Source organism: Noviherbaspirillum sp. (assembly GCF_036846085.1).
GTDB lineage: Bacteria > Pseudomonadota > Gammaproteobacteria > Burkholderiales > Burkholderiaceae_D > Noviherbaspirillum.
In genome coordinates, this window is sequence record NZ_DAIUCO010000055.1 from 1 (window position 1) to 22,876 (window position 22,876).

At 59.7% G+C, this 22,876-nt stretch carries 21 protein-coding genes; 6 read left to right on the forward strand and 15 right to left on the reverse strand.

Annotation, left to right across the window (positions count from 1 at the left end; all coding sequences use genetic code 11):
* The 6 genes from V7080_RS08745 to V7080_RS08770 form a co-directional block, all read right to left on the reverse strand.
* Positions 1-5,293 (reverse strand): Hpt domain-containing protein (locus V7080_RS08745; protein WP_334188011.1); only part of this gene is annotated, 5,293 nt, incomplete at its 3' end.
* 103 nt (positions 5,294-5,396) lie between these two features.
* The gene (locus V7080_RS08750) at positions 5,397-7,718 is read right to left on the reverse strand and encodes a methyl-accepting chemotaxis protein (protein WP_334188012.1); all 2,322 of its coding nucleotides are present in this window, start codon (positions 7,716-7,718) and stop codon (positions 5,397-5,399) included.
* Positions 7,719-7,780: 62 nt separating this feature from the next.
* Positions 7,781-8,353, reverse strand: coding sequence for a chemotaxis protein CheW (locus V7080_RS08755; protein ID WP_334188013.1), 573 nt, complete (start codon positions 8,351-8,353; stop codon positions 7,781-7,783).
* Between the two features lie 13 nt (positions 8,354-8,366).
* Positions 8,367-8,732: a response regulator transcription factor gene (locus tag V7080_RS08760; RefSeq protein WP_326859951.1), complete on the reverse strand. Its 366-nt coding sequence runs from the start codon at positions 8,730-8,732 to the stop codon at positions 8,367-8,369.
* A gap of 20 nt (positions 8,733-8,752) precedes the next feature.
* The gene (locus tag V7080_RS08765) at positions 8,753-9,154 is read right to left on the reverse strand and encodes a response regulator (RefSeq protein ID WP_334188014.1); all 402 of its coding nucleotides are present in this window, start codon (positions 9,152-9,154) and stop codon (positions 8,753-8,755) included.
* Positions 9,155-9,305: 151 nt separating this feature from the next.
* Entirely contained in the window at positions 9,306-9,458 is a 153-nt protein-coding gene (locus tag V7080_RS08770; RefSeq protein WP_334188030.1) for a rubredoxin, read from the reverse strand.
* Positions 9,459-9,556: 98 nt separating this feature from the next.
* Between V7080_RS08770 and thiD the strand changes: the two genes are divergently transcribed.
* Positions 9,557-10,387, forward strand: a complete 831-nt coding sequence (gene thiD / locus V7080_RS08775; RefSeq protein ID WP_334188015.1) for a bifunctional hydroxymethylpyrimidine kinase/phosphomethylpyrimidine kinase — start codon at positions 9,557-9,559, stop codon at positions 10,385-10,387.
* Between the two features lie 15 nt (positions 10,388-10,402).
* Positions 10,403-11,698: a glutamate-1-semialdehyde 2,1-aminomutase gene (gene hemL / locus V7080_RS08780; protein ID WP_334188016.1), complete on the forward strand. Its 1,296-nt coding sequence runs from the start codon at positions 10,403-10,405 to the stop codon at positions 11,696-11,698.
* Between the two features lie 50 nt (positions 11,699-11,748).
* On the opposite strand, the gene corA is transcribed toward hemL, so the two are convergent.
* From corA to mpl, 9 genes are all read right to left on the reverse strand, one after another.
* The gene (corA, locus tag V7080_RS08785; RefSeq protein WP_334188017.1) at positions 11,749-12,714 is read right to left on the reverse strand and encodes a magnesium/cobalt transporter CorA; all 966 of its coding nucleotides are present in this window, start codon (positions 12,712-12,714) and stop codon (positions 11,749-11,751) included.
* A 357-nt stretch (positions 12,715-13,071) separates the two neighbouring features.
* Positions 13,072-13,509, reverse strand: a complete 438-nt coding sequence (locus tag V7080_RS08790; protein WP_334188018.1) for a hypothetical protein — start codon at positions 13,507-13,509, stop codon at positions 13,072-13,074.
* Positions 13,506-14,201, reverse strand: a complete 696-nt coding sequence (gene mtgA, locus V7080_RS08795; protein WP_334188019.1) for a monofunctional biosynthetic peptidoglycan transglycosylase — start codon at positions 14,199-14,201, stop codon at positions 13,506-13,508. Before mtgA ends, V7080_RS08790 begins: the two co-directional genes overlap by 4 nt.
* A 3-nt stretch (positions 14,202-14,204) precedes the next feature.
* A complete protein-coding gene (aroE, locus tag V7080_RS08800; protein ID WP_334188020.1) occupies positions 14,205-15,026 on the reverse strand; it encodes a shikimate dehydrogenase in 822 nt (273 codons plus the stop codon).
* A complete protein-coding gene (locus V7080_RS08805) occupies positions 15,026-15,919 on the reverse strand; it encodes an energy transducer TonB (protein WP_334188021.1) in 894 nt (297 codons plus the stop codon). Before V7080_RS08805 ends, aroE begins: the two co-directional genes overlap by 1 nt.
* Before the next feature lie 80 nt (positions 15,920-15,999).
* Positions 16,000-17,967 (reverse strand): ribonuclease catalytic domain-containing protein, encoded by a 1,968-nt coding sequence (locus V7080_RS08810; RefSeq protein ID WP_334188022.1) that lies wholly within the window; start codon positions 17,965-17,967, stop codon positions 16,000-16,002.
* Positions 17,964-18,548 (reverse strand): chorismate--pyruvate lyase family protein, encoded by a 585-nt coding sequence (locus tag V7080_RS08815; protein ID WP_334188023.1) that lies wholly within the window; start codon positions 18,546-18,548, stop codon positions 17,964-17,966. Before V7080_RS08815 ends, V7080_RS08810 begins: the two co-directional genes overlap by 4 nt.
* Entirely contained in the window at positions 18,548-19,132 is a 585-nt protein-coding gene (locus V7080_RS08820) for a YqiA/YcfP family alpha/beta fold hydrolase (RefSeq protein ID WP_334188024.1), read from the reverse strand. Before V7080_RS08820 ends, V7080_RS08815 begins: the two co-directional genes overlap by 1 nt.
* Entirely contained in the window at positions 19,129-20,505 is a 1,377-nt protein-coding gene (mpl, locus tag V7080_RS08825) for a UDP-N-acetylmuramate:L-alanyl-gamma-D-glutamyl-meso-diaminopimelate ligase (protein ID WP_334188025.1), read from the reverse strand. Before mpl ends, V7080_RS08820 begins: the two co-directional genes overlap by 4 nt.
* 74 nt (positions 20,506-20,579) lie before the next feature.
* Between mpl and V7080_RS08830 the strand changes: the two genes are divergently transcribed.
* The 4 genes from V7080_RS08830 to accB all read left to right on the forward strand — a co-directional run bounded on the left by V7080_RS08830 (position 20,580) and on the right by accB (position 22,788).
* Complete coding sequence (locus V7080_RS08830) at positions 20,580-21,194, forward strand: hypothetical protein (RefSeq protein WP_334188026.1); 615 nt, start codon at positions 20,580-20,582, stop codon at positions 21,192-21,194.
* Entirely contained in the window at positions 21,191-21,712 is a 522-nt protein-coding gene (locus V7080_RS08835) for a TlpA disulfide reductase family protein (protein ID WP_334188027.1), read from the forward strand. Before V7080_RS08830 ends, V7080_RS08835 begins: the two co-directional genes overlap by 4 nt.
* Positions 21,713-21,804: 92 nt before the next feature.
* On the forward strand, positions 21,805-22,242 hold the full coding sequence (aroQ, locus tag V7080_RS08840; protein WP_334188028.1) for a type II 3-dehydroquinate dehydratase: 438 nt from the start codon (positions 21,805-21,807) through the stop codon (positions 22,240-22,242).
* 81 nt (positions 22,243-22,323) lie between these two features.
* Positions 22,324-22,788 (forward strand): acetyl-CoA carboxylase biotin carboxyl carrier protein, encoded by a 465-nt coding sequence (accB, locus tag V7080_RS08845; RefSeq protein ID WP_334188029.1) that lies wholly within the window; start codon positions 22,324-22,326, stop codon positions 22,786-22,788.
* Positions 22,789-22,876 lie beyond the last annotated feature (88 nt).

Sequence of the window (22,876 nt, forward strand, 5' to 3'; positions counted from 1 at the left end):
GTTTGGTGTCGTCGGTCAGCAAGCCTACCTGGCGCGCCTTCTTGCGGATATTGTCGAGATTGAGGCCTTGTCCGTCGTCGGAGAACTGGATGACGACCTCGTTACCTTCCTGGCGGATTTCAACCAGCAGTTCGCCGGTTTCATTCTTTCCTGCCGAACGGCGCGAGGCACGGGACTCGATGCCATGCACGATCGCATTGCGCAGCAGGTGCTCGAACGGACCGGTCATCTTCTCCAGCACGCCCCGGTCGATCTCCACCGCGCTGCCGCGGATATCGAGGTTGACACGCTTGTCCATTTCCTTCGCGGTCTGCCGCGTCACGCGGTAGAGGCGCTCGGAGATGCTGGCGAACTGGACCATGCGCACCCGCATCAGATCCTGCTGCAGGTCACGGGTGAGCCGTGCCTGGATCGACAGGTCGCCGGTGGCGCTGTCCAGCGTGCGGCTCAGGTTCTGCTGTACCGAGCCGACGTCGTTGACGCTTTCGGCCATCATGCGGGTCAGTTCCTGCAGGCGGGTGAAGCGGTCGAACTCCAGCGGATCGAACTCACGGTCGGCCGAATGTGCCATGCGGGAGGTGATCTGCGATTCCGCCTGCATTTCGATCTCGCGCAGCTGGTCGCGCAGACGTCCGACGTTTTCGGTCAGCTCCGACAGCGACTGGCGCAGCGTGCCGACTTCGGTTTCGATCTTCGAACGCGCGATCGACACCTCACCGGCCTGGTTGACCAGCCGGTCGAGGATGTCGGCGCGGACCCGCACCAGCGGAACCGACGCGGAACCGGCGGCAGCGGGAACAGGGGCGGCTTCAGGCGCTTTCGGCGCGATGAAGCGGCCGCTCGGAACCGGCATCACCGACGTCAGCACTACCGGTTCAGCAGGCTCGTCGCCCTTGACGAACGGATTCGATACTTCAGCTGACATGGATTCGCCCTGCACCGGCGCCTGCTGCGCAGCCGGCTTGGAAGCGGAGGGATTCTGCAACTGCTCGAAGAGTTGCAAGGCATCGTCGTAGCGTACCAGCAAGTCGTCGACCGACAATGCGGTCGGCGAGCTCAGGTGCATGATGTTCTCGATGCGCGACTCCATGTCGTGCAGGTGCTGGCCAAGCGCCATCGCACCGGCCATCCGTGCGCTGCCCTTGAGGGTATGCAGCAAACGCAGCATCGATTGCGGCCAGACAGCACTGCCCAGCTCGCCCTGCCATGACCGCAACACCTGCCCCATCTCGGGCAACATGTCGCGTCCTTCCTCAAGGAAGACCGGCAGCAGGTCCGCATCCAGATCATCGTTGACGACGATTGCCGGGTGCGGCGTGTCGTCAGACGGGCTGGTGAAAACCGCCTCCTGACGAACCGCCGGCTGCGCCTGGACGGACTGGAATGCTACTTCCGACTCCGCGACCGGCTCTTCCGGGGCATTGTCCTGCAGCAGGGACTCGGCGGATTCGGCAGGCTCCGCGGTTGATGCATCAATCGTCGATGCCGCAGCGGCTGGCAATTCGGCCGCTGTCTCCACATGCTCCTCCTCAGGCAGATCGAACTCGACTGCGAGCGGGGCCTGCGGCTGGATCTCGATCTGGGTATCGGAACGTGCTTCGATCTCGCGCAGCATCCTTGAAAGGAGCAGCACGAATTCCGGTTCGTGCTGGGGCATTTCTCCCAACGCGAAGGTCTGCAGCATCAGTTTCAACCGTTCCACGCTTTGTTCCAGCGTGTCGTATTCGCGGTCAGCCAGGCGAACCGCTTTTCGCATCAGGAACTGCAGCACCATCTCCAGTGCGTGCGCGACTTCCTGCAAGGCATTGAAACCGACCGTCGCGGAGCTGCCGGCCAGCGAATGCGCGGCGTGGACCGCCTGGATGCTGACCCGGCGTTCCGGCTCATGCCGCCATTCGGCGATATCGTTGGCAAGCAGGCGGACCAGTTCGTCGGTTTCGGCAAGGTAGATATTGTGCAGCGGGACGCTGATTTCCAGGTCACCAATACGCTTGACGTTGTCGTTGCTGACTGGCGCGGCCGGGGTCATGGTGGGGAAGTCGATGACTTCGGCGACCGATGCACGCGGCGAAGCCGCAAACACGGGCTCTGCCTGCACTTCTTCGACAGCATCCAGTTCCAGCACTATCGGGAATTCCTCGACAGTACCGGAGTCGGTCAACGCGGGAATGTCGTCCGTAGCGATGAAGTCTGCGACTGCCGGCGCTTCGGTTTCTTCGGTGGCTCCGACAGCGGAGTTGCCGCTGTCAAACATGGCCATGTCGGCATCAGACAACTCGATCTCTTCGGCTTCCGGCAAGGCTGCCACCGGTTCGAGGGCAGTCTCTTGCATGAAATCGGCCGCGATGTCGAAGGAAGGCAGAGCTTCGACCGCGGCAATTTCCTGCGTTGCATCGGCGGGCAATTCCGGCGCCAGCTCTGTCGCCAGCTCGAATGCCGGTTCAAACTCCCGCACGTCATCGATCGGCAAATCAGGCGACGGGGACGAAACCTGAGCTGCTTCGGGCTCGACCAGCGATTCGATCAGGGACGCCGTCAACGATTCCGGCAGGATGTCTGCCGCCGCGGGCGTGGCGGGCGCCACGTCGACCGGGACGCCGTCCAAGGCAATTGCGTTCGATTCGTCCGAAATCTCCGGCTGATCATTGCTGCCGGCTCCAGTGAGGTCCAGTGCGGATTCAGCCTCGGATGCCGAGTCAGGCGCGGTATCGGATTGCGGTTCGGCCTGCAGGCCGGAAGCTGTTTCCTCGAACAGGAAGCTCTGGCCCGACTTGATCCGCTCTGCAGCAGCAACCAGCGCATGCGAGGTGCGGCTGGAGCGTCCTTGTGTCTTCAGATCCTGCACCCAGGCGCCGAGGAGTTCTGCCGCTTTATCCAGCAAGGCATACAGATCCGCGTCGCCCGGACGTGCGTCCGACAAGCGCAGGTTCAGCACCTGCTCGATGCTCCAGGCGGCTTCGCCGAAGGCAACCAGTCCAACCATGCGGCCGCTGCCCTTGAGCGTGTGAAAAGAACGGCGCAGTGTCGTAAGGTGTTCCTGATTGCTGGGCTCACTGCGTGCCGCGGGAACGGTCTGGCCGACGCATTCCAGCACCTCCTCGGCTTCCATCAGGAAGATTTCCAGCAACTCGGCGTCCACAGCCTCATCGGTTTCCGGGGTGACTGTTTCGGGCGCCACGGATGCCGTGGGGGCTGCCGGCACTGCCGGAGCAGGATTGCTGACGATGGGTGCCAAGACCTGCGTGGACGCGGCGATATCGGCGCGGTTGAGCGCTTCGATGCCGGCTTCCGCAAGGTCGTTGGCTTCCGGATTGTCGACCAGTGCGGCATCGCGGCGGATCTGTTCCAGCGATTCCTTGAGCTGTTCCTGCAATTCCTGGTTGCCGGGTTCCGCGCTGAGCGAGAGCGCAAGCTCCGCTGACTGCTGCAGATGGAGCTCGAGTTCGTCCTCCACAGTGGACAAGACCACGGTTTCAGCGCCGGGCACCGCTGGACCGTCAGTCTCGGCCACCGGCTCAAAAGGGCCGGGATCCTCCACGATCGGTTCAGGCGCGGGGCCCTTTTCCACCACGCTGGCCCGGAATACGCCGCGCTCTTCATCATAGGAAAAGCGCTGCTTCGCGCTGCTTGCGTTGTGCTGCAAGGTCTCGATGAAGAAGCTCAGTGCACCGACATTCTCCGCCACCTGCTGGAATTCCTGCTGTTCCGGCGCCACATCCGCTTCCGCTGCGGCGAACCGCTTGACCGCGGCGCGCGTGTGCTGGATGGTGCGCATCGCGTCGTCCTGGTCGAGGATCGCCATCGCGCCTTCGATCTGGTACAGGATGGTGTCCAGCTGCCCCAACGCGTTTTGCTGTGCCGGGTCCCTGAAATACTCGTCCAGCATCTTTTCGACCTGGCGCAGGCTGTTCTGCATTTCACCGGCGAGCACCGTCATCGTCTGGCGCTGCTGCGCCTCGCGCGACATGTCATCCAGCCACTGCGCCGTTTCCACAGGCTGCTGACCGGCAACGATGGACAGCAGGCGCGCCGTCATGGCGTCCGCACGTTCAGCGAAGTTGTCGGGAAGGCGGCCGATATTGCCGAGTGCGTTTTCGATGAAGAGCAGGCTGGTGGCCATTTCCAGCCCAAGGCTTTCACCGGCCGTACCGCGCGCGGCATGCCGGGATATGCCGCTGAGTTCCCGTAACAGCTTCGTCAGCGCCGGTGCGTTGAGTTTGGCGCCGGCATCGGCCAGCGCATGCATTTCGTGTTCAAACGTATCCGCGCCGCTGACGTCGCCGCCGGCGATACGGTTCCACAGGTTCTTCGCCTGCGACAGCCGCTCTTTCGCCGCCGCCAGGGCGTCGAGGTTGATTTGTCCGTAGCGCTTGATCTCGTAATCCGCCGGAACCAGTCCGTCGAGCTGATAGGCATTGCGGATCTGGACGGCACGCGGTGACGGATCGGTCATCTGCGCGATGAAGAACAACGCATCGCGCAACAGTCTTTCGGCGATGCTTGACGATCCCTGGCTCAGGCGACGGATCTGCAGATTGATTCGTGCGAAAAGCTGCTTGACGTAGATTTCTTTCGGAATCTTGCCTGCGGCGACTGCTTCGGCAAAACCATGCATCACCCACCAGAACGCCCTGGACTGCGGCGCGCTCTGCATCCTGTCGATTTCGGCGACGACATCGCGCAGGACAGTTGCGTTGGCCAGTTCGGCGGTTCGATCGGTGCTTTTCAGAAACGGCAGCAATGCCCTTTCAAACCGCTGGCGAAGCGCCGCATAGTCGGGCTTTGCCGTGGCTGCCGATGCGACCGGCAACTGGGGGCGGATCGCCAGGTTCGGGAAGAACAGGTCCGCGGGATGGATGCGTTCCGCGCCGCGCACTTCCAGCAGCGCTCGGTAGTACGGGAACAGCCGGACCGGCTGATGCGGCAAACCGGACAGCAGCTCCTCCAGGTATTCCACCAGGGCCAGATAGCCGTGGTCGATGGCCTGTGCCATTGCACTGTTGAACTGGAGCTGCTTGGTATCGACCCGGTCGAGGAGATCCTCGACGGTCTCGGTAATGATGGAAACGCCGTCGACATCAACGATCTGCAGGGCGCCATGGGCCTGGTGCAGATAGCTCTTGGCATGGCGAAGAGTGGTTGATTGCGCTTCGGCATCCTGTGCGGCAGCCTCGTACAAGGCGGCTTTGGAGCGGCCGAGGGCTTCGCGGATTTCTCCCATCACCCAAGACAACGGTCCGGTATCGAAAGTATCTCGAACGCCCTGCGTGATGGCGGAAGAAGGGGTTGTCATGACTGCCTCGCGGAGGTTCAAAAGGCGACAAACCGAAACGACGGTTTATCGCCTGGCATTACGAATTGGCGGCAAGCCGGTACAGGCGAACACCGGACTGGGGTCAGGCAGTCACGCGGAAACGCGATACCGAGTTCTTGAGTTCTTCAGCCAGCATGGACAGTTCGTGAATCGACTGCGCGGTCTGTTGCGTACCTTCCTGCGTCTGTTCGGTAACGGTCAGGATGTTTTGGATGTTCTGCGCAACGCCGTTCGCCGATGTTGCCTGCTGTTCGGTCGCAGAGGAAATCCCTTGAATCAGTTCCGCAAGGCGGTTCGAGACGCGACGGATGTCGGACAGCGCCGCGCCGGCCGCGTCGGACAGTTTTGCTCCCTCAACCACACCCTGCGTGGATTTTTCCATCGCGGCTACCGCATCGTGGGTATCGGTCTGAATCGTACGAACCAGCGCACCGATCTGTTTGGTCGCCTCGCCGGAACGTTCCGCCAGTCGCTGCACCTCTTCCGCAACCACAGAGAAGCCCCGGCCCGCTTCACCTGCCGACGCCGCCTGGATCGCCGCATTCAGCGCCAGCACGTTGGTCTGTTCGGTAATGTCGGAAATCAGTTCGGTGATTTCGCCGATCTCCTGGGAGGATTCGCCGAGACGCTTGATTCGCTTGGATGTTTCCTGGATCTGCTCGCGGATCTCGTTCATGCCCTTGATTGCGTCTTCCACCGCTTTCGCGCCCTGTTCCGCCGCAGCCACCGACTGTCGTGCCACGTCAGCGGATTCGTTCGCGGATTTCGATACATCGGTAATCTGGACCGCCATTTCAAGTACGGCCTGGCCGGTTTCCTGAATCTCGCGCGACTGCTTCTGGGATGCCGCGAGCAGTTCGGTGGAAATGTTTTGCGCCTGGTTGGACGCGGAAGTAACTTGCTCGGCGGTCTTCGTTACCCGGCCCACCAGGCCGCGCAGTTCTTCCACCGTATAGTTAACCGAGTCGGCGATCGCACCGGTGATGTCTTCCGACACCGTCGCCTGCACGGTCAAGTCGCCGTCCGCCACTTCCTGCAATTCGTTCATCAGTCGCAAAATCGCGGCCTGGTTCTGATCGTTCGCAGCCTGCGCTTCTTCTTCCTTGCGCAGCGCTTCGAGACGCTGCTGTTCCGCCTGCTGGCGGCGCATGTCCGCTTCCTTGGTACGGTTACGGCTATCCTGCAGCAGCACCAAAGCGATGCCGACCGCGGCAACCAGCGCCGCGATGGCGCTCACCAGCATCAGCCAGAAGGAGACGCTCAGCGAGTCTTCTTTCCCGCGGTAGGATTGCTGCAAGGTAGTCAGGCGCTGTTTCAGTGTTTCGTTTTCAGCAAAGATCAGCTGCTCGGATTGCTTCGCCGCGATGAAGTTTTGCAGGTTGCCGAGGATCGTCGCAACCGACTGCTGGTATTCGGCAAACGCGCTCTGCAGTTCGGTCAGCTTTTCCCGCGTGTCCGGATCTTGCGTCGCTGTCAGGCGCAGCACGTCGCTGCCGTTCAGGAAGCCTTCGGTAATGTCACGGAAGGTGTTGGTGTCCTTGCCCAGCAGGAAGGCCGTTTCCGGGTTCACACCTTCGGATGTCAGGAATTCGTTGGCGCTTCGACCGAGACGCTGGGTCAACATGACCAACTGGCCGGCTGCGGAAATTTCCCGTGGCGATGCACCACCCTGTGCCTTCAGGGTGGAAATCTGTTCGGTTAGTTCAAGCAGCACCGGGGACAGCGTATTCAGTTTCTGCAGTGTCGTTCCGAAACCCGTCAGCTCCTTGTTGAGCTTGAGAATGGTGTCCGCCGCCTTGTCGGAATTCAACCAGATCTTCTCGGTTTCTTTCAGCAATGTCTCCATTTCCGCGTCCGGAGGACTGATTTCCCGTCCGAGGTATTCACCGCCCTTGAGCAGCACGGACAGATCGCGGTTGAATTCCTTGCGGCTTTCCTCGAGCTGTTTGAACGCGGCCGGATTACCCTGGATCGCGTTAGGCGCCGCCTTACCGATACGCTGCGAGTGCATCAGCGCGTCACCGGCGATCTGCGTCTGGGTCGATGCATGAATAGACTGGTTGGAATTCAGCCACACGAAGGAAGCGCCGAGAACCAGCGAACCGCCGAGTACCACCAGCAGGACCCGCACCTGCTTCTGCAACGGCATCTTGCCGATCAGCGGCAGGCGGATATCGCCGCTCTTCTGGAGCGCGTCGCCGATGAAGGTAGCGTTCAGATTTGTTTCAGTATTGACAATCAATGGATCTGCCGACGCAGCGGCCGGCGGCGTCATATCGCCGGGTTCGGCCTGCACTGCGACCGTGTTGGCATCGTCGGTCTGGCCGACGTGCGCTGCAAGATCCCCGCCCTCAGCAAGTCCTTCCTTTTGTCCCTTGGAAAAGAACGGTAGTTTGAATGCCATTACTGAGTCTCCTAAATCTGATGACTGATTACTGTGTGGGGCTGGTCGTGCAACCTAGCGGCTTATAAACCAACATGCAAAAACCGCGGGTCTTGCACGATTAGAGATAAATTGAGTTCTGTCCAGACTTGGGACTCGCGATCGACGTAGCGCTGCGCGATCCAGGGCGTGGCGCCATCCTCCTGCGGCTGCAACTCCATCTCTGAAACGTTGCGCAGACCCATGACGCGGGATACGAGCAGACCGCTGTTGAAGGAAAGGGTCGAGGAGAACGCCACGATGCGGCTGTCCTTGTCGATCGGCGTCGCAGGCTGTCCCTGGAACGCGGCAAGATCGATGACGCTGATCAGGCTTCCCCGCACATTCGTCAGTCCGAGGAACCACTCCTGCGTCAGCGGCACTTCGGTAATCGATCCTATGGAGACGATTTCGCCCGCTTCACGCAGGTTGAGCAGCCATTTGGTCTGCCCGATCATGACGCCTAGCTGACTGACATGCTCCTGCGCACCGCTGCGCACCGCCTGCATGCGCTCCACCAGCTGTGCCTGGAATTCGCGCAGGCGGGTGCGGCGCGCACCGATGTCGCGTTTGCCAAGCACAGGCTTCGACAAGAGTTCCGGAGTGGTCTGACTCATGACGGCGTCGTCTTTAACCAAGCGCGGCGATTTTGGAGAGAAGCTCCTGGGGATCGACCGGCTTGACGATGTAGTCGCGCGCTCCCTGGCGCAATCCCCAGATACGGTCCGTTTCCTGGTTCTTGCTGGTGCAGATGATGATGGGCACGTCCTGGGTTTCCGGATCGCGGGAGATCGCGCGTGTGATCTGGAATCCGTTCTGGCCTGGCATGACCACATCCATCAGGATCAGCTGAGGCTTGTCGGCCTTCACCTTCAATAACGCTTCCTCGCCGCTCTCGGCGGTCGATACGGAAAAACCGTTCTTGATCAGGATATCGGTCAGGAAATAGCGCTCTGTAGGGGAGTCGTCTACCACGAGAATTTTTTGAATGGCCATCTTGAACTTTCAAATCGGAATTATTTGGCAACGGCGTCGGCGGTATGCTCGCGCACCGTTTTTAGCAGGCTGTCTTTGGTAAATGGCTTAGTAAGGTAGGCATCGGAACCGACCATCGCCCCACGCGCCCGGTCGAAAAGACCATCCTTGGAGGACAGCATGATGACCGGCGTGGTATGGAACTTGGCGCTTTTCTTGATCAATGCACAAGTCTGATAGCCGTCCAGCCGCGGCATCAGGATGTCGCAAAAGATCAGGGCCGGCTTGTGGTCGTTCATTTTGGCGAGAGCGTCGAAGCCGTCGTCTGCCAACACGACCTGATAGCCAGCCTGGCCCAGGAAGATTTCCGCGGAGCGACGAATCGTGCTGCTGTCGTCGATCACCATTATTTTGAGACTGGCGTTATCCACTGATATTGTCATGACGTAATCTCGTTAAGCTACCGCCCAATATACGGCGCAACTGTAACAAAAAGCAAGATGCTTTAGAACAACTCTCTCTTCACGTCATGGATTGGCGTGGTTTTTATGCGAAACAGGCAATGCTTGATGCAGGTGAAGACAACGGGAATTTTTACAGCGCGACCATTTCAAAGTCTTCTTTTCGGGCGCCGCATTCCGGGCAGGTCCAGTTCATGGGGACGTCGGCCCAAAGCGTTCCGGCCGGGATGCCTTCGTCGGGGAGGCCCGCCGATTCGTCGTACACCCATCCGCAAATCAAACACATCCAGGTCTTGAATTCCTGGTTCGACGATTCGTTATTACTCACGGTGCTTGCCCTTCAATCAAGTAAAATGCAAAGTCGCATATCTTAATCTACCCGCTGTGCAAAACCAAACATCTCCACTCATTCTCACCTTTGGCGCAACTGATCCGGTGAGCGCCATCGGCGTCCAGGCCGATCTGGCAGCATTTGCCGGGATGGGTTGCCATGGCTTGTCGGTTGTCACCGCCATCCTAATCGGGGACACGGCGCGCATCGAAGACGCGCAGCCCATTGATCCGGACTGGGTCGCTGACCAGGCAAGAGTCGTGCTCGAAGACATGCCGGTCGCCGCGTTCAAGGTCGGCGTTGTGGGCAGCATGGAGAATGTGACGGTGATCGCAGAAATCGTTTCCGATTATCCCGACATCCCCCTGGTGCTCGATCCGTTCATTTCCGCCATGCCCGACCAGGGCCCGGACGGCGAGGACATGCTGGTCGCGATACGTGAGTTGCTGATTCCCCAGACAACCGTGTTTCTTACCTCGGCGGTCGAACTGTCGCGGCTCGCCGAGACCTGGCGCGAGCCCTCGACGGAAGACACCATGGCCACCGATGCGATGCGCCTGATCGGGATGGGTTGTGAATACGTGCTCGTTACCGGCACGCCGGGCGACGTGCATGAAGTCGGCAACATTTTGTTCGATGAATCCGGCATGGTGCGGCAGGACACATGGCAACGCCTGTCCGGCTCCTTCAGCGGTGCGGGCAGCACGATGTCGGCTGCAATCGCGGCACTTCTCGCCAATGGCCTGGATGTGCCCGAAGCCGTATTCGAGGCCCAGGAATTCACCCATGCGGCGTTGTCGAACGCACATCGGCTGGGCATGGGAAAGCTTACGCCCGACCGCTATTTCTGGGCCCAGGAATCCGAAAACGGCCCCACCACATAATTATTTTTGCTTCACATGACCTCCCAAAACGACACTCTTTTTGCCCGCGCACAGATCACCACGCCAGGCGGCGTCAATTCTCCGGTCAGGGCGTTCCGGTCCGTCGGCGGCACGCCGCGCTTCATTACCCGAGCCGCAGGCCCCTATTTCTGGGACGCCGATGACCGCCGTTATATCGACTACATTGGTTCATGGGGACCGGCTATCGTGGGCCATGCGCACCCGAAAGTCATCCAGGCGGTGCAGGATGCCGCCGCCCGTGGCCTGAGCTTCGGCGCTCCGACCGAGGGCGAGATCGAAATGGCGGAAGAAATATGCCGCCTGCTGCCGTCGGTTGAACAGGTGCGTCTCGTTTCGAGCGGCACCGAAGCGGCCATGAGTGCCCTGCGCCTGGCGCGCGGCGCCACCGGGCGCGATGCAATCGTTAAGTTCGAAGGCTGCTATCACGGACATGCCGATTCCCTTCTGGTGAAAGCAGGCAGCGGATTGCTCACCTTCGGCAACCCGACCTCCGCCGGCGTCCCGGAAGACTTCGCCAAGCACACCCTCGTGCTCGACTACAACGATGCCCAGCAACTGGAAGAATTGTTCTCCCGCATGGGCGACCGTATCGCCTGCGTCATCGTCGAGCCGGTGGCAGGCAATATGAACCTCGTGCGCGCCACGCCGGAATTCCTGCAGGCGATGCGGCGCCTGTGCACTGCACATGGCGCGCTGCTGATTTTCGACGAAGTCATGTCGGGTTTCCGGGTGGCGCTCGGTGGCGCCCAATCGCTGTACGGCATCACGCCGGACCTCACCGTGCTCGGCAAGGTCATCGGCGGCGGCTTGCCGGTGGCGGCGTTCGGCGGTCGAAAAGACATCATGAAACACCTGGCGCCACTCGGTGGGGTCTACCAGGCCGGCACCTTGTCAGGCAACCCGGTTGCCGTCGCTGCCGGCATGACGACGCTCAAACTGATCCAGGAACCCGGTTTTTACGAAAACCTCGGAGCGCAGACCGCGAAGCTGGCGAACGGTTTGTCGGAAGTGGCGCGGCAGGCGGGTGTGACGTTCTGCGCCGATGCCGTGGGCGGCATGTTCGGAATTTATTTCGCTGGGCAGGTGCCGGCCACCTACGGTGCGATGATGAAATGCGACAAGGACGCGTTCAACGCATTTTTCCACGCGATGCTCGATGCGGGCGTCTATCTGGCGCCGTCGGCATTCGAAGCGGGCTTCGTGTCGGCCCAGCATGATGATGTGGTCATCGCGGCAACGCTGGACGCCGCACATGCTTCATTCGCCAAGCTGAAGCGCGCCGCCCGCTGATTTCTGCCGACCGTTCCGTCATTGCGGTCGATCCTGGCCGCGATGCTGATTTATTTCAGCCAGCCGCGGCGGCGGAAGTAAAGGAATGGGGCGACGGCACTACCAACCATCAGCATCAGCGCGAACGGGTAGCCTAGCGACCAGTTCAGCTCCGGCAGGATGCGGAAATTCATGCCATAAATACTGGCGATAAGCGTCGGTGGCAGGAAGGCGACGCTGGCGACGGAAAAGATCTTGATGATCTTGTTCTGGTTGATGTTGATAAAACCGACGGTGGCATCCATCAAAAAGTTGATCTTGTCGAAGAGGAATGCGGTGTGGCCGTCCAGCGATTCGATGTCGCGCAGAATCTGGCGCGCCTCCTCGAACTGATCGGTGTTCAGCAGGCGACCGCGCATCAGGAAGCTGACCGCGCGCCGGGTGTCCATCATGTTGCGTCGGATTCGTCCGTTCAAGTCCTCCTCCTGCGCGATCGCATTCAGCGATTCCGCCGCATCCTGGTCGCTGAGTTCCTTCTGCAGCACGCTCCGGCTCACCTCTTCCAGGCTCTGGTAGATTCCTTCGAGCGCATCTGCCGAGTACTCGGCATCGGTCGCATACAGGTCAAGAAGCACATCCTTGTAGTCGCCGATGGAACCGGGGCGCGAACGTGCGCGCATGCGCACCAGCCGGAACACCGGCAGGTCATCGGTATGGACCGAAAACAGCATGTTTTTCGCGAGGATGAATGCGACGGTGATGACCCGCGACGGCCCATCCTCTTCTTCCAGCAGGAAGTCGGTGCGCAAGTGCAGATCGCCGTTTTCCGCTTCGTAGTAGCGCGCCGATGCTTCGATATCCTTGACTTCATCTTCGCCGGGCAGGGTGACGCCATAGATGCTTTTCACCCATGCGCGCTCGTCGTCGTTGGGATCGGTCAGATCCACCCAGACCGGCGCAGCCTTTTCCAGATCGTTCCGGGTCTCGATGTTGACCTGGTTGAGGCGACCGTTTTGCAAGACGAATACATTGATCATGTGCTCTCCCGACCATGGTTCCTGTACCGGAAGCATGGCCATCCTGCAGCCCCATGGCTGCAGTCGAATGAATTGTCAGGGAACGCGGCCGGATGCGGGTCCGATATCGCGACATGGATATCGGCCGGAACCGTGGCCTGGACGCACCCGCCCACCAGCATGCGGCGAGAGGCGCATTGACGCTCGGGTATCGCGCTATCTCGCCGGTCGGACGTCTGGCAACGACCGACAATGTGTATAGGGACTACCCAAGACGGGTCTCCAAAAACGAAAACAGCGCAAGTGTACTGATAACGCCATAGTCAGGCAAGCTTTGAAAAGCCCAAAGCACGCTTCCTGAGAGCTTGGTCAAGCAAGTCATCTCGGCGTCATCTTCTCCTGCAGGGCCTTTTCCATCATCCGGTCCTGCATGGACGCCGGCGCGTTGTCAGGCACGGTCGCGGGAACGGCCTTCGGCGGTTCGATCCCGCGGCTGTCGTGCAGAACGACATCACGGCTGGCGGGCCGGTCCGGGCCGCATTCGATATTCGAGTACATGACCTTTCCATCCACCACGCAGCGCCGTATGTCCTTGCCGGAGGGCGCTGCCGGCCGGACATCCTGATCAAGGGATTTCACGGATTTCACGACCGGGGTGTTGATCAGGCTGGCCCAGGCATCCTGAAAAAGATTGCGCTCATGACGCATGGACATCAAAGCTGCCATCCCGACGGCAGCAACGGCGCCTACCAATATGGCACACCACAACAAGCTCAGCGCACCACGCTGCGTCGTCAAATTTGCAGTCGTCTTCATGGCAACTCCGCCGCGCCCATGCGCCGAAGAATCAGATTGGTCCGGCGCGCCAGGTAACCCGAATTGCGGTTCTTGTCGTAGAAGCGCGGCTTGGGCAGCATGACCGCGAGCCTCGCCGCCTGCGCCGGACTCAGCGCAGCCGCTGACACGCCGAAATAATGCTGGGCCGCGGCTTCCGCGCCGAAGACGCCGTTGCCCCACTCCACCACGTTCAGATAGATTTCAAAGATACGTTCCTTGTCCATCCAGAACTCCAGCATGTAGGTAATGATGACTTCCTGGCCCTTGCGCAGATAGCTTCGCTTTCCGGATAGAAAAAGGTTCTTGGCAAGTTGCTGGGTGATGGTGGACCCGCCGGAAACGACCTTTCCCTTCCTGGTATTTTTTTCATACGCCTTCTGCATCGCCTCCCAGTCCACGCCTTCGTGGTCGGAAAAATTGGCGTCCTCGGCGGCGATGATGGCGCGCTTGAGATGATTGGATATCCGGTCGTACGGGACCCAGGTGTGCTTGAGGCGGGCGGAGGGATTCTTCTCCTGTAATACATCCAGTTGCTGGCGCATGAAGCTGGTCGATCCGGGGTTGTGGTTGACCCACCAGCCTATTTGCAGGAAGAAATAGAGCTGCATTGCCAGTACGACAAGCAGCGGCGCGATGATCAGCCAGAGCAACAGCTTGCGCAGTCGTTTCATGAATTACAGGCGGGCGCGCAGTTCGGCAAATACGGCGGCTGTATCGGGACGTACGCCGCGCCAGACAAAGAACGATTCGGCGGCCTGTTCCACCAGCATGCCAAGGCCATCGCGCACCGCTGCCCCATGGTCGAGAGCGAAACGCATGAAGGCGGTATTCGCTTTCCCGTACATCATGTCGTACGCCAGGGTTTCGGGGCCGAACACGGTAGGCGCAACAGGTGGCACTTCATCGGCGAGGCTGGCGGACGTCGCATTGATCACGATATCGAACTCGTCGCTGACAGAGCCAAAATCGGAAGCGCGAACCGGTCCTTGTGCGCCAAACGTATCGGCGAGTTCCTGCGCCCTGGCTAATGTGCGGTTTGCGATCACCAGTTCCCGGGGCGATTCCATCAACAGGGGAAGCACGACGCCGCGTGCAGCACCGCCGGCACCCAGCAGTAATACCTTCTTGGACTGCACGGCCACACCTGCGTTCTTGACGATATCGGTCACCAGTCCCACACCGTCGGTATTGTCACCCAGGATGTCGGCGCCATCGAAGCGCAAGGTATTCACGGCACCGGCCGCCCTCGCCCGCTCGGTCAGCACCGTGGCGAAGGCGTGTGCTTCCAGCTTGAACGGCACCGTCACATTCAAGCCTTTTCCACCCCCGCCGATGAAGTCGCGCACCGCTGCCGCGAAACCGTCCAGCGGAGCGAGCAGGCGTTCATACTGCAGATGCTGGGCCGTCGCCGCGGCGAAACGGGCATGAATGTCGGGCGATTTGCTGTGCGCGATCGGATTGCCGATCACGGCGTAACGATCAGGCCGAGAGGACATCATTGTGATCCACGCAATTCGGTTTCCAGCCCTTCTTCCCGCGTGAACTTGAAGCGGGTGATGATTTCCCACACATCGTCCTTGCCGGTGGAGCGCATGTTGCCGGGAAAACTTCCGAAGGGCGCGGCTTTTTCGACGATGCGTAATGCCGCCTTGTCGAGCGCCGGTATTTTGGACGAGATCTGCACTTTCGGCCCGCCTTCCTTGCGGTAGATCGAGCCGTCCTGGAAGACCGGGATGTAGATCACGAGTTCGCCGTAGAGCTTCTTGCCGTCCTGCTGCGGAAAATGCAGCGTGCCGACCTTTTCAATCTTCGTCTGCAGCGTCTTGTAGTAGATCGCGTAGCCGACTTCCCTGGTGCTCGGCGTAATCTGGGTTTTCTTCGGACGCTTGTTGTAGTCCTCGATGTTGCGCGCGATCTCGGCCTCGCGGCGCTGGATCGCGCTGCTGCTCTCGGTGGCATCGGAGCTGTTCGGTTGCGGCTGCAGGTCCTTCGGACGGGCTAGGTCATCGTTCGCCGGCGAAGAGAGGTCGGTCTTCCGGTTCATCTGCGCCAGCATGCGCTGCTGGTGCTGCTCGAGTTCTTCGATGCGGCGTTGCATGGCTTTCAGGCCGTCGCCATTCTCGCTCTTGCGCATGTCGGGCAGCGGCGACTTTGCGCGCCCTGCATCGGCATTGCCGCCGCCATCGAGATTCGCCTGCGCGAGTGCATCGGCCTTGAGTGGCGCCTTGTCGTGCTTGGCATTGACTAGGATGACTTCCAGGCCGGGATCGGTCGGCTTGAACTTGAACGCTTCCGGGGGCACGAAACGCACCGCGAGCAAAGCGCCATGCGCCAGCACCGACAGGCCGATGGCGATGGACAGGGTGCGATTTTGGAGGATCAACTTCACGCGGCGGGATAGGGGCTATTGCGAATGCCTTGAATTCTACGACAAAGCCCGCCGTTTTCAGCCGATCTTTTCGTCCGCTTTCATTCGGAAACAGATTCTGTATCTGTTTCGCTCTCGCTTATGGCAATTTCGTCATCGGGTACGGTAGGTGCGCTTGCCACTTCGATCAGGCGCGCCTCTATCGTGAGGTCGATTTCATCCCACCGGATCAGATCGAGCTTGACCTCGGTACCGCGTGCCATCTGCGGCATACCGGCCAGGCGGATGATCAGCGGTATATCGACCAGCCGCAGCACCTCGTCTTTCAGCACCACCGCATCCACATGCCTGGCGCCTTCCTGCGCGAGCCATCGCAGGCACCAGTAACGTTCCATCGAGGACTGGAAATCGGCATAGGCGGAATAGGCTGCATCGAAGGCGGATACCACCGCGAACAGATCGGCATCCTTCGGCTTGAACGGCGCGACCAGCGGCGCGGTCACGCCATGTTCGATACAGGCGAGAATCTGCCACTGGTTGACGAGGTCGGTGTAGCGCCGCAACGGCGATGTGCTCCATGCATACTGGTCGACGCCGAGGCCCTGGTGCGGTGCGGCATGCGTCACCATCCGCACCTGCATCTTGGCTGCCCAGCCGCCACCGCCGCCGCCCTGGCTGCGGTAGATGCCCGGCACGCCATGGTCGTGCATCAGCTTGCCCCAGCTGCTGTTCGCGAAAATCATGAGTTCGGCCACGATCTTGTCGAGCGGCGCGCCGCGCTTGCGGCGGGTGATCGTCACGATGTCGTTCTCGACATAGAAATTGAAGTCGACGCGATTGGTCTGCTCTGGCTTGAGGCCGAAGCCTTCCCGCTTCGCCATGCGTCCCTGCTCCAGTTTCTGCGCCCATTGCCACAGCAATGCGATGTCCGCCTTGTGCGGATAATCGCCGGCGTCATTGGCCAGGTTGTCTTCGGTCACCAGGTCGTCCAGATCGTTATGGCGAAGGTTGGTCGCGATCGGCACCGCTTCGGCGCGGCTTTCGGTGGACACGACAGACCAGTCCCCCGTATCGAGGGTGGCATACAGCGATACGGCCGGACAGGTCCTGCCCTCGGCCAAAGTGAACGACTCGACCAGCGAGTCAGGCAACATCGTGATTTTGTCGCCGGGCATATAGACCGTCGAGAGACGTTGGCGGGCAATCGCGTCCACGGCGTCATCGCGGCGGATGCCAAGTCCAGGCGCAGCGATATGGATACCGATGCGTACCTTGCCGTCGTCAAGACGAGTCACGGAAAACGCATCATCGATCTCCGTGGTGGTCACATCATCGATCGAGAAAGCCTGCACTTCCGCCACGGGGAGCTTGGGTGTGGAAGGAATGGCGATGGCCGGAAAGCCCGTCCCTTTCGGAAAATGCTCCGACAGGAATTTCGACAGATGCAGTTCCTTCGGCGAACCGATGGCGCCGACCGACAGCATGAGTCGCTGCGGCGTGGTCTGCAGTTCGCTGCAGGCGGCTTCCAGCGCCTTGTATTCGATGCTGTTCTTGTCCGGCTTGAACAGCAATTGCAGTGCCGACGACTTGATCGCATCCGGCAACCGGTTGGCCTTCAGTTCTTCGACGTATTGCCCCTGGATCTGCGCCTGCTGTTTTTTCTTTTCGATGCCCGCCAGGGCTGCCTTCAGGGAAGCTTCCGGCGCCGCCTTGTAGCGGCCTTTGCCTTTCTTGTAGAAGTACACCGGCGCGCCGTGCAGCCTGAGCAGCAGGCCGGCCGCCTCATGCGGCTTGGGATCGTGGCCGAAGTACTCGGTGCCGAGTTCCGCAAACCCGAACTCGTCCTGGCCCGCGACTTCCCACAGGAAATCGAGATCGATTTCGTCGGCGATGCTTTGCGCCTCGGTCAGCAACTGTGCCGGCGGGGGCGACGTGAATTGAAGGAGGACATCGCGCGCCTTGACCTTCGTCCGCTTGCCGGTCTGCATTTCGACCTGGTAAGCCTCGCCTTGCTGCGACAATACTGCACCCGCCTTGAAATCGCCGGATTCTTCAAAAAATAGATTCATTCAATGTTCTGCTTGTGAAATGTGTTGGCAAGACCGATTTCGGCAATGGCCGGCAAAAAGATCTCGGTAACCAGCAATACGCCTTTTTTTCGCCGGAAAAGACGCCGGCGCGCAAAGAGCGGCGCGGAAAACGGTGTTGCACTGAGCGCAGCGCATGAGCGGCGCGCCAGCGGATGTTGCGGCAGCAGGCGCGCATACTGCATCGGTCCGCGCGACACGCACGGATCGCTGAACAGGACGGTGCCAATTGAACGTTCGCCCAAGGTCTTGAAAAACGGCCAGTCGCCCGCCGTTGCATCCATCGGCACAATGGTGTGCGCAAATACCACGGGTTGTTGACCGCATCGCAATAACACATCGCGCTCCTGTACTCGAACGTGGCGCCGCATACCGATTGCCCTGCTTTCGTCCGGCTGGCAAAGCGCCGTCCGCTGCCATAAGCGCTGGAGGCGGAAACTGCCGTGCTGCGTCAGCTTTAGCGTCAGGGATGAGGGATCGGTCAGCCATCCGCGCATGCCCCCCGGCGGATTGACACCGTTGACATGCGAAACCCAGCGCGCCCGGTTGACCGACCGGACCATCAGTCCCCTGTCCCCGCGACAATGCCGCAGAACGCCAGCACTTCGTCCAGATGGCGCTCGAAGTCGGAAATGCCATGGTCGCTTCCATCGATCACTTTCTGCTTCGCGCCCGGATAATGCGCGACCATTTCTTGCCAGTCGAGCACTTCGTCTCCGGTCGCGGCTACCAGAAAATAGCGTTCCGGCGAAGTGATTTCGTCGATCCGGAAGGTGTTCAGTTCATCAATATATTGGCGCTTGAATTCGAAAGGTTCCGACGAATGGTAGGAGGTCGTCACGCCGACCTGGCTTTGCAGGTCGCGCGCGGCCGACACCGCCGGATTGAGCAGCACCGTGCGGCAACCCTTCTTTTCAGCCAGCCAGGTCGCGTAATACCCGCCCAGGGAGGAGCCGATCAGTGCGACTTCATTTGCCGGATATCGTTCGAGTAATGCCGACGCCAGGGCAATTGCTTCACGCGGTGATGCAGGCAATTGCGGGCACAGGTATTCCGCGCCGCGTCCCAGAATGTCCAGGCGCTGCCCGATCATGCGCGCCTTGAAGGACAGCGGCGACGAACGAAAGCCATGGAGGTAAACAATCATGTCGGCAATGCATCCAGGATCTTCTGGTGCACGCCGCCAAAGCCGCCATTGCTCATCACGAGAACATGGTCGCCCGGGCGCGCGGCGTGTGCGATGGCCTTCACCAGCGCCTCCAGGTCGTGGTAGGCGGCCGCCTTCGACCCGAGCGGCGCAAGCGCCTCGGACAGGTTCCAGCCCAGGCTTTCCTTGCCGGATTGCGCGCCGTAACCGAATACCAGGTCGGCATTGGCCAGGCTCCCCGGCAGCGCATCTTTCATGGTGCCCAGCTTCATGGTGTTTGACCGGGGTTCCAGGACTGCGAGAATGCGGGCGGCGCCAATTTTCTTGCGCAAACCGTCGACGGTGGTGGCGATCGCGGTGGGGTGATGGGCAAAATCGTCGTACACCGTGATCCCGCCGGCGACGCCGCGCACTTCCATGCGGCGCTTCACGCTTTCGAACCTTGACAGCGACGTGATGGCCTGTGACGGCGCTACGCCGACATGGCGGGCGGCGGCGATGGCGGCAAGCCCGTTCATACGATTGTGTTCGCCGGTCAGCGACCATTCGACCCTGCCTTGCGGCGCGCCGTTGAACATCACATCGAAGCTGCCATCGGCATGACTGGCCAACATCCACCCACTATCGTCCCCGGTGCCAAACCATTCTTTTTCGCTCCAGCAGCCGCGCTGTATTACCCGCTGCAACGAATCTTCGCGCCCGTTGACAATCAGCCGCCCGACACCGGGAACGGTGCGTACAAGATGATGGAACTGGGTTTCGATCGCGCCAAGATCCGGGAAGATGTCGGCGTGGTCGTACTCGAGGTTGTTCAGGATTGCGGTACGGGCCCGGTAATGGACAAATTTGCTGCGCTTGTCGAAGAAGGCGGTATCGTATTCGTCGGCTTCGATGACGAAAAAATTCGATCCGCCCTTGCCGCCGGACAAACGGGCCGATATGCCGAAATTCATCGGCACGCCGCCGATCAGGAACCCTGGCTCGTAACCGGCGTCTTCCAGTATCCAGGCCAGCATCGATGACGTCGTGGTCTTCCCATGCGTGCCCGCCACCGCCAGGACCCACCTGTTTTGCAGAATGTGCTCGCCGATCCATTGCGGACCGGAGGTGTACGGCAATCCGCGGTTCAGGATCTCTTCCATCAGCGGATTACCGCGGGAGACCACGTTGCCGATGACGTACAAATCCGGTTGCAGGGAAACCTGGTCCGGACTGAAGCCTTCGATAAGCTCTATGCCCTGGGCCTCGAGCTGGGTGCTCATCGGTGGATAAACATTGCTGTCGCAGCCGGTGACCTTGTGTCCGGCCTCTTTTGCCAGCACCGCCAGGCCACCCATGAAGGTGCCGCAGATGCCAAGGATGTGGATATGCATTGTGCTGATTCAAAATAGAATAGCGAGATTTTACCCGACATGGGAAAGCTGTCCCTGCCGGTTTTTGGAGCGACATGAGCAATTACTCATCGGAAAGCGAACTGCTGCGGGCTGAAATCGCGGCAGCGGCCGCGCGAATGATCGCCGAAGATGGCGCGGACTACGGTACGGCTAAGCGGAAAGCGGTCAAACAGGTGCTTGGCAACGCCAAGGTGCGGGGCGATGTCATGCCGGACAATGCGCAGATCGAAAACGAAGTGCGTCTCTATAATGAGCTGTTTTTTGGCGACACCCAGCCTGCCCGGCTCATGGCGCTTCGCCGCATGGCACTGCGATTGATGGAAGAACTTGCAAGTTTCTCGCCTTACCTTACCGGCGCGGTCCTGAACGGCACGGCGGGCGAGCATTCGGATATTCATCTGCAGCTTTTTACGGACAGCGCGAAAGATGTCGAAATATTCCTTCTCAATAAGAATGTCGATTTCGACGTATCCGAAAGCACCCACTTCAAAGGCAGGGGCGAGCCGGTCGAAATCATCAGCTTCATGTGGAAGAACGAAGGCATACATCTTGCGATTTATGCAACTGATGATGTCCGGGGCGCGGTTCGCACATCGTCGAGCGGTAAAGTCGAGCGCGCTGACGTGAACGCGCTGCGGAGTCTTATTCAGGAAGCGGAGAATAAATGAGAAAAAACCTAGTGCCAATTATTGTCGTCGGCATACTCTTTGCCGCATTGGGCGTCTATTTCGGTTATCGCAATCTCGAACCCGACACGCCGCAAACCAATGCTGTTACCAGCCTGTTCAATCTCTCCATGCCGACGGTAGACGGCAATGCGGAGCCTTTGTCGAAATGGAAAAACAAAACGCTGCTGGTGAATTTCTGGGCAACATGGTGCGCACCCTGCGTCGATGAAATGCCGGAATTATCCGCCCTCCAGACGGCCAATGCGGGCACAAACCTGCAAATCATCGGCATCGGCATCGACTCTGCATCCAACATCGCGCAATTCGCAAAAAAACATCAAATCACGTACCCCCTTTATACTGCCGGCGTAACCGGCACGGAGCTATCGCGGCAGTTCGGCAATCAGGCCGGCGGCCTTCCCTATACCGTATTGATCGACAGTGATGGCAAAGTAAAAAAGACCTATCTCGGCCGCCTGAATATCAAGGAAGTCGAAGCGGATTTGAAAGTCCAATAGCCTTGCGTCAATGACAACGGATATTTGTTCTTGCCAATCTGCATCATTTGACGGCAAAATGCGCCATCCTCGTCAAACGGAGTTTTATCTCCATGGCAAAAAATATCCTTCTCATCAACGGTCCGAATCTCAACCTGCTTGGCACCCGCGAGCCGGAGGTGTATGGATCGGCCACTTTGGCGGATATTGAACAAGCGGCATCGATACAAGCCAAGGCCGGTGGTGCCGCATTCATCGCGTTTCAAAGCAATCATGAAGGCGCCTTGATAGACCGGATACATTCTGCACGACAGGAAAACGTCGATGCGATCGTCATCAATCCCGGTGGACTGACGCATACCAGCGTGGCGCTGCGTGATGCATTGGCCGGCGTGGCAATCCCGTTTATTGAAGTTCATATTTCCAATGTTCATCAACGGGAAGCGTTTCGCCATCACTCGTACCTGTCTGCCATCGCGTCCGGCGTCATTTGCGGACTCGGTGTCGAAGGCTACCGTTTTGCCATCGATTACGCACTTAAAAAACTGTAATTTTCTTTATCTTCCCACAATCATCATATAATTGTGATGATTTCAATTGTATTGCAAATCGAATAATTCTAAGGGAATTCTATGGATTTACGAAAACTCAAGACCTTGATCGACCTGGTCGCTGAATCGGATATCGCCGAACTCGAAGTTACTGAAGGCGAAAGCAAGGTTCGTATCGTGAAATCCTCCGCTGCGCCCCAGAACCAGGTGGTCATGATGCAGCCGCAGTCAGCGCCGCAACCGATCGCCACGTCGAGCGCCGCACCGGTTCAACCGGCCGGCATCACGGCAGCCGCACCGGCGGAACCGGAAGGCCATATCGTCAAATCACCGATGGTGGGAACGTTCTATCGCTCGTCTGGCCCCGGAAATCCACCGTTCGTTGAAGTGGGCGCCACGGTAAAGGAAGGCGATACCCTTTGCATCATTGAAGCAATGAAGTTGCTCAATGAGATCGACGCCGATGCTGCAGGCGTCATCAAGCAAATCCTGGTCGAAAATGGGCAGCCGGTCGAATTCGGCCAGCCTTTATTCGTGATTGGTTAAGGATAGACGCGGCTCATGTATGTGCCGGCACAGCCGGCAAACCGTATGCAACGTGCCGCGCCGAACGTTTAACGGCGCTCCTTAATCC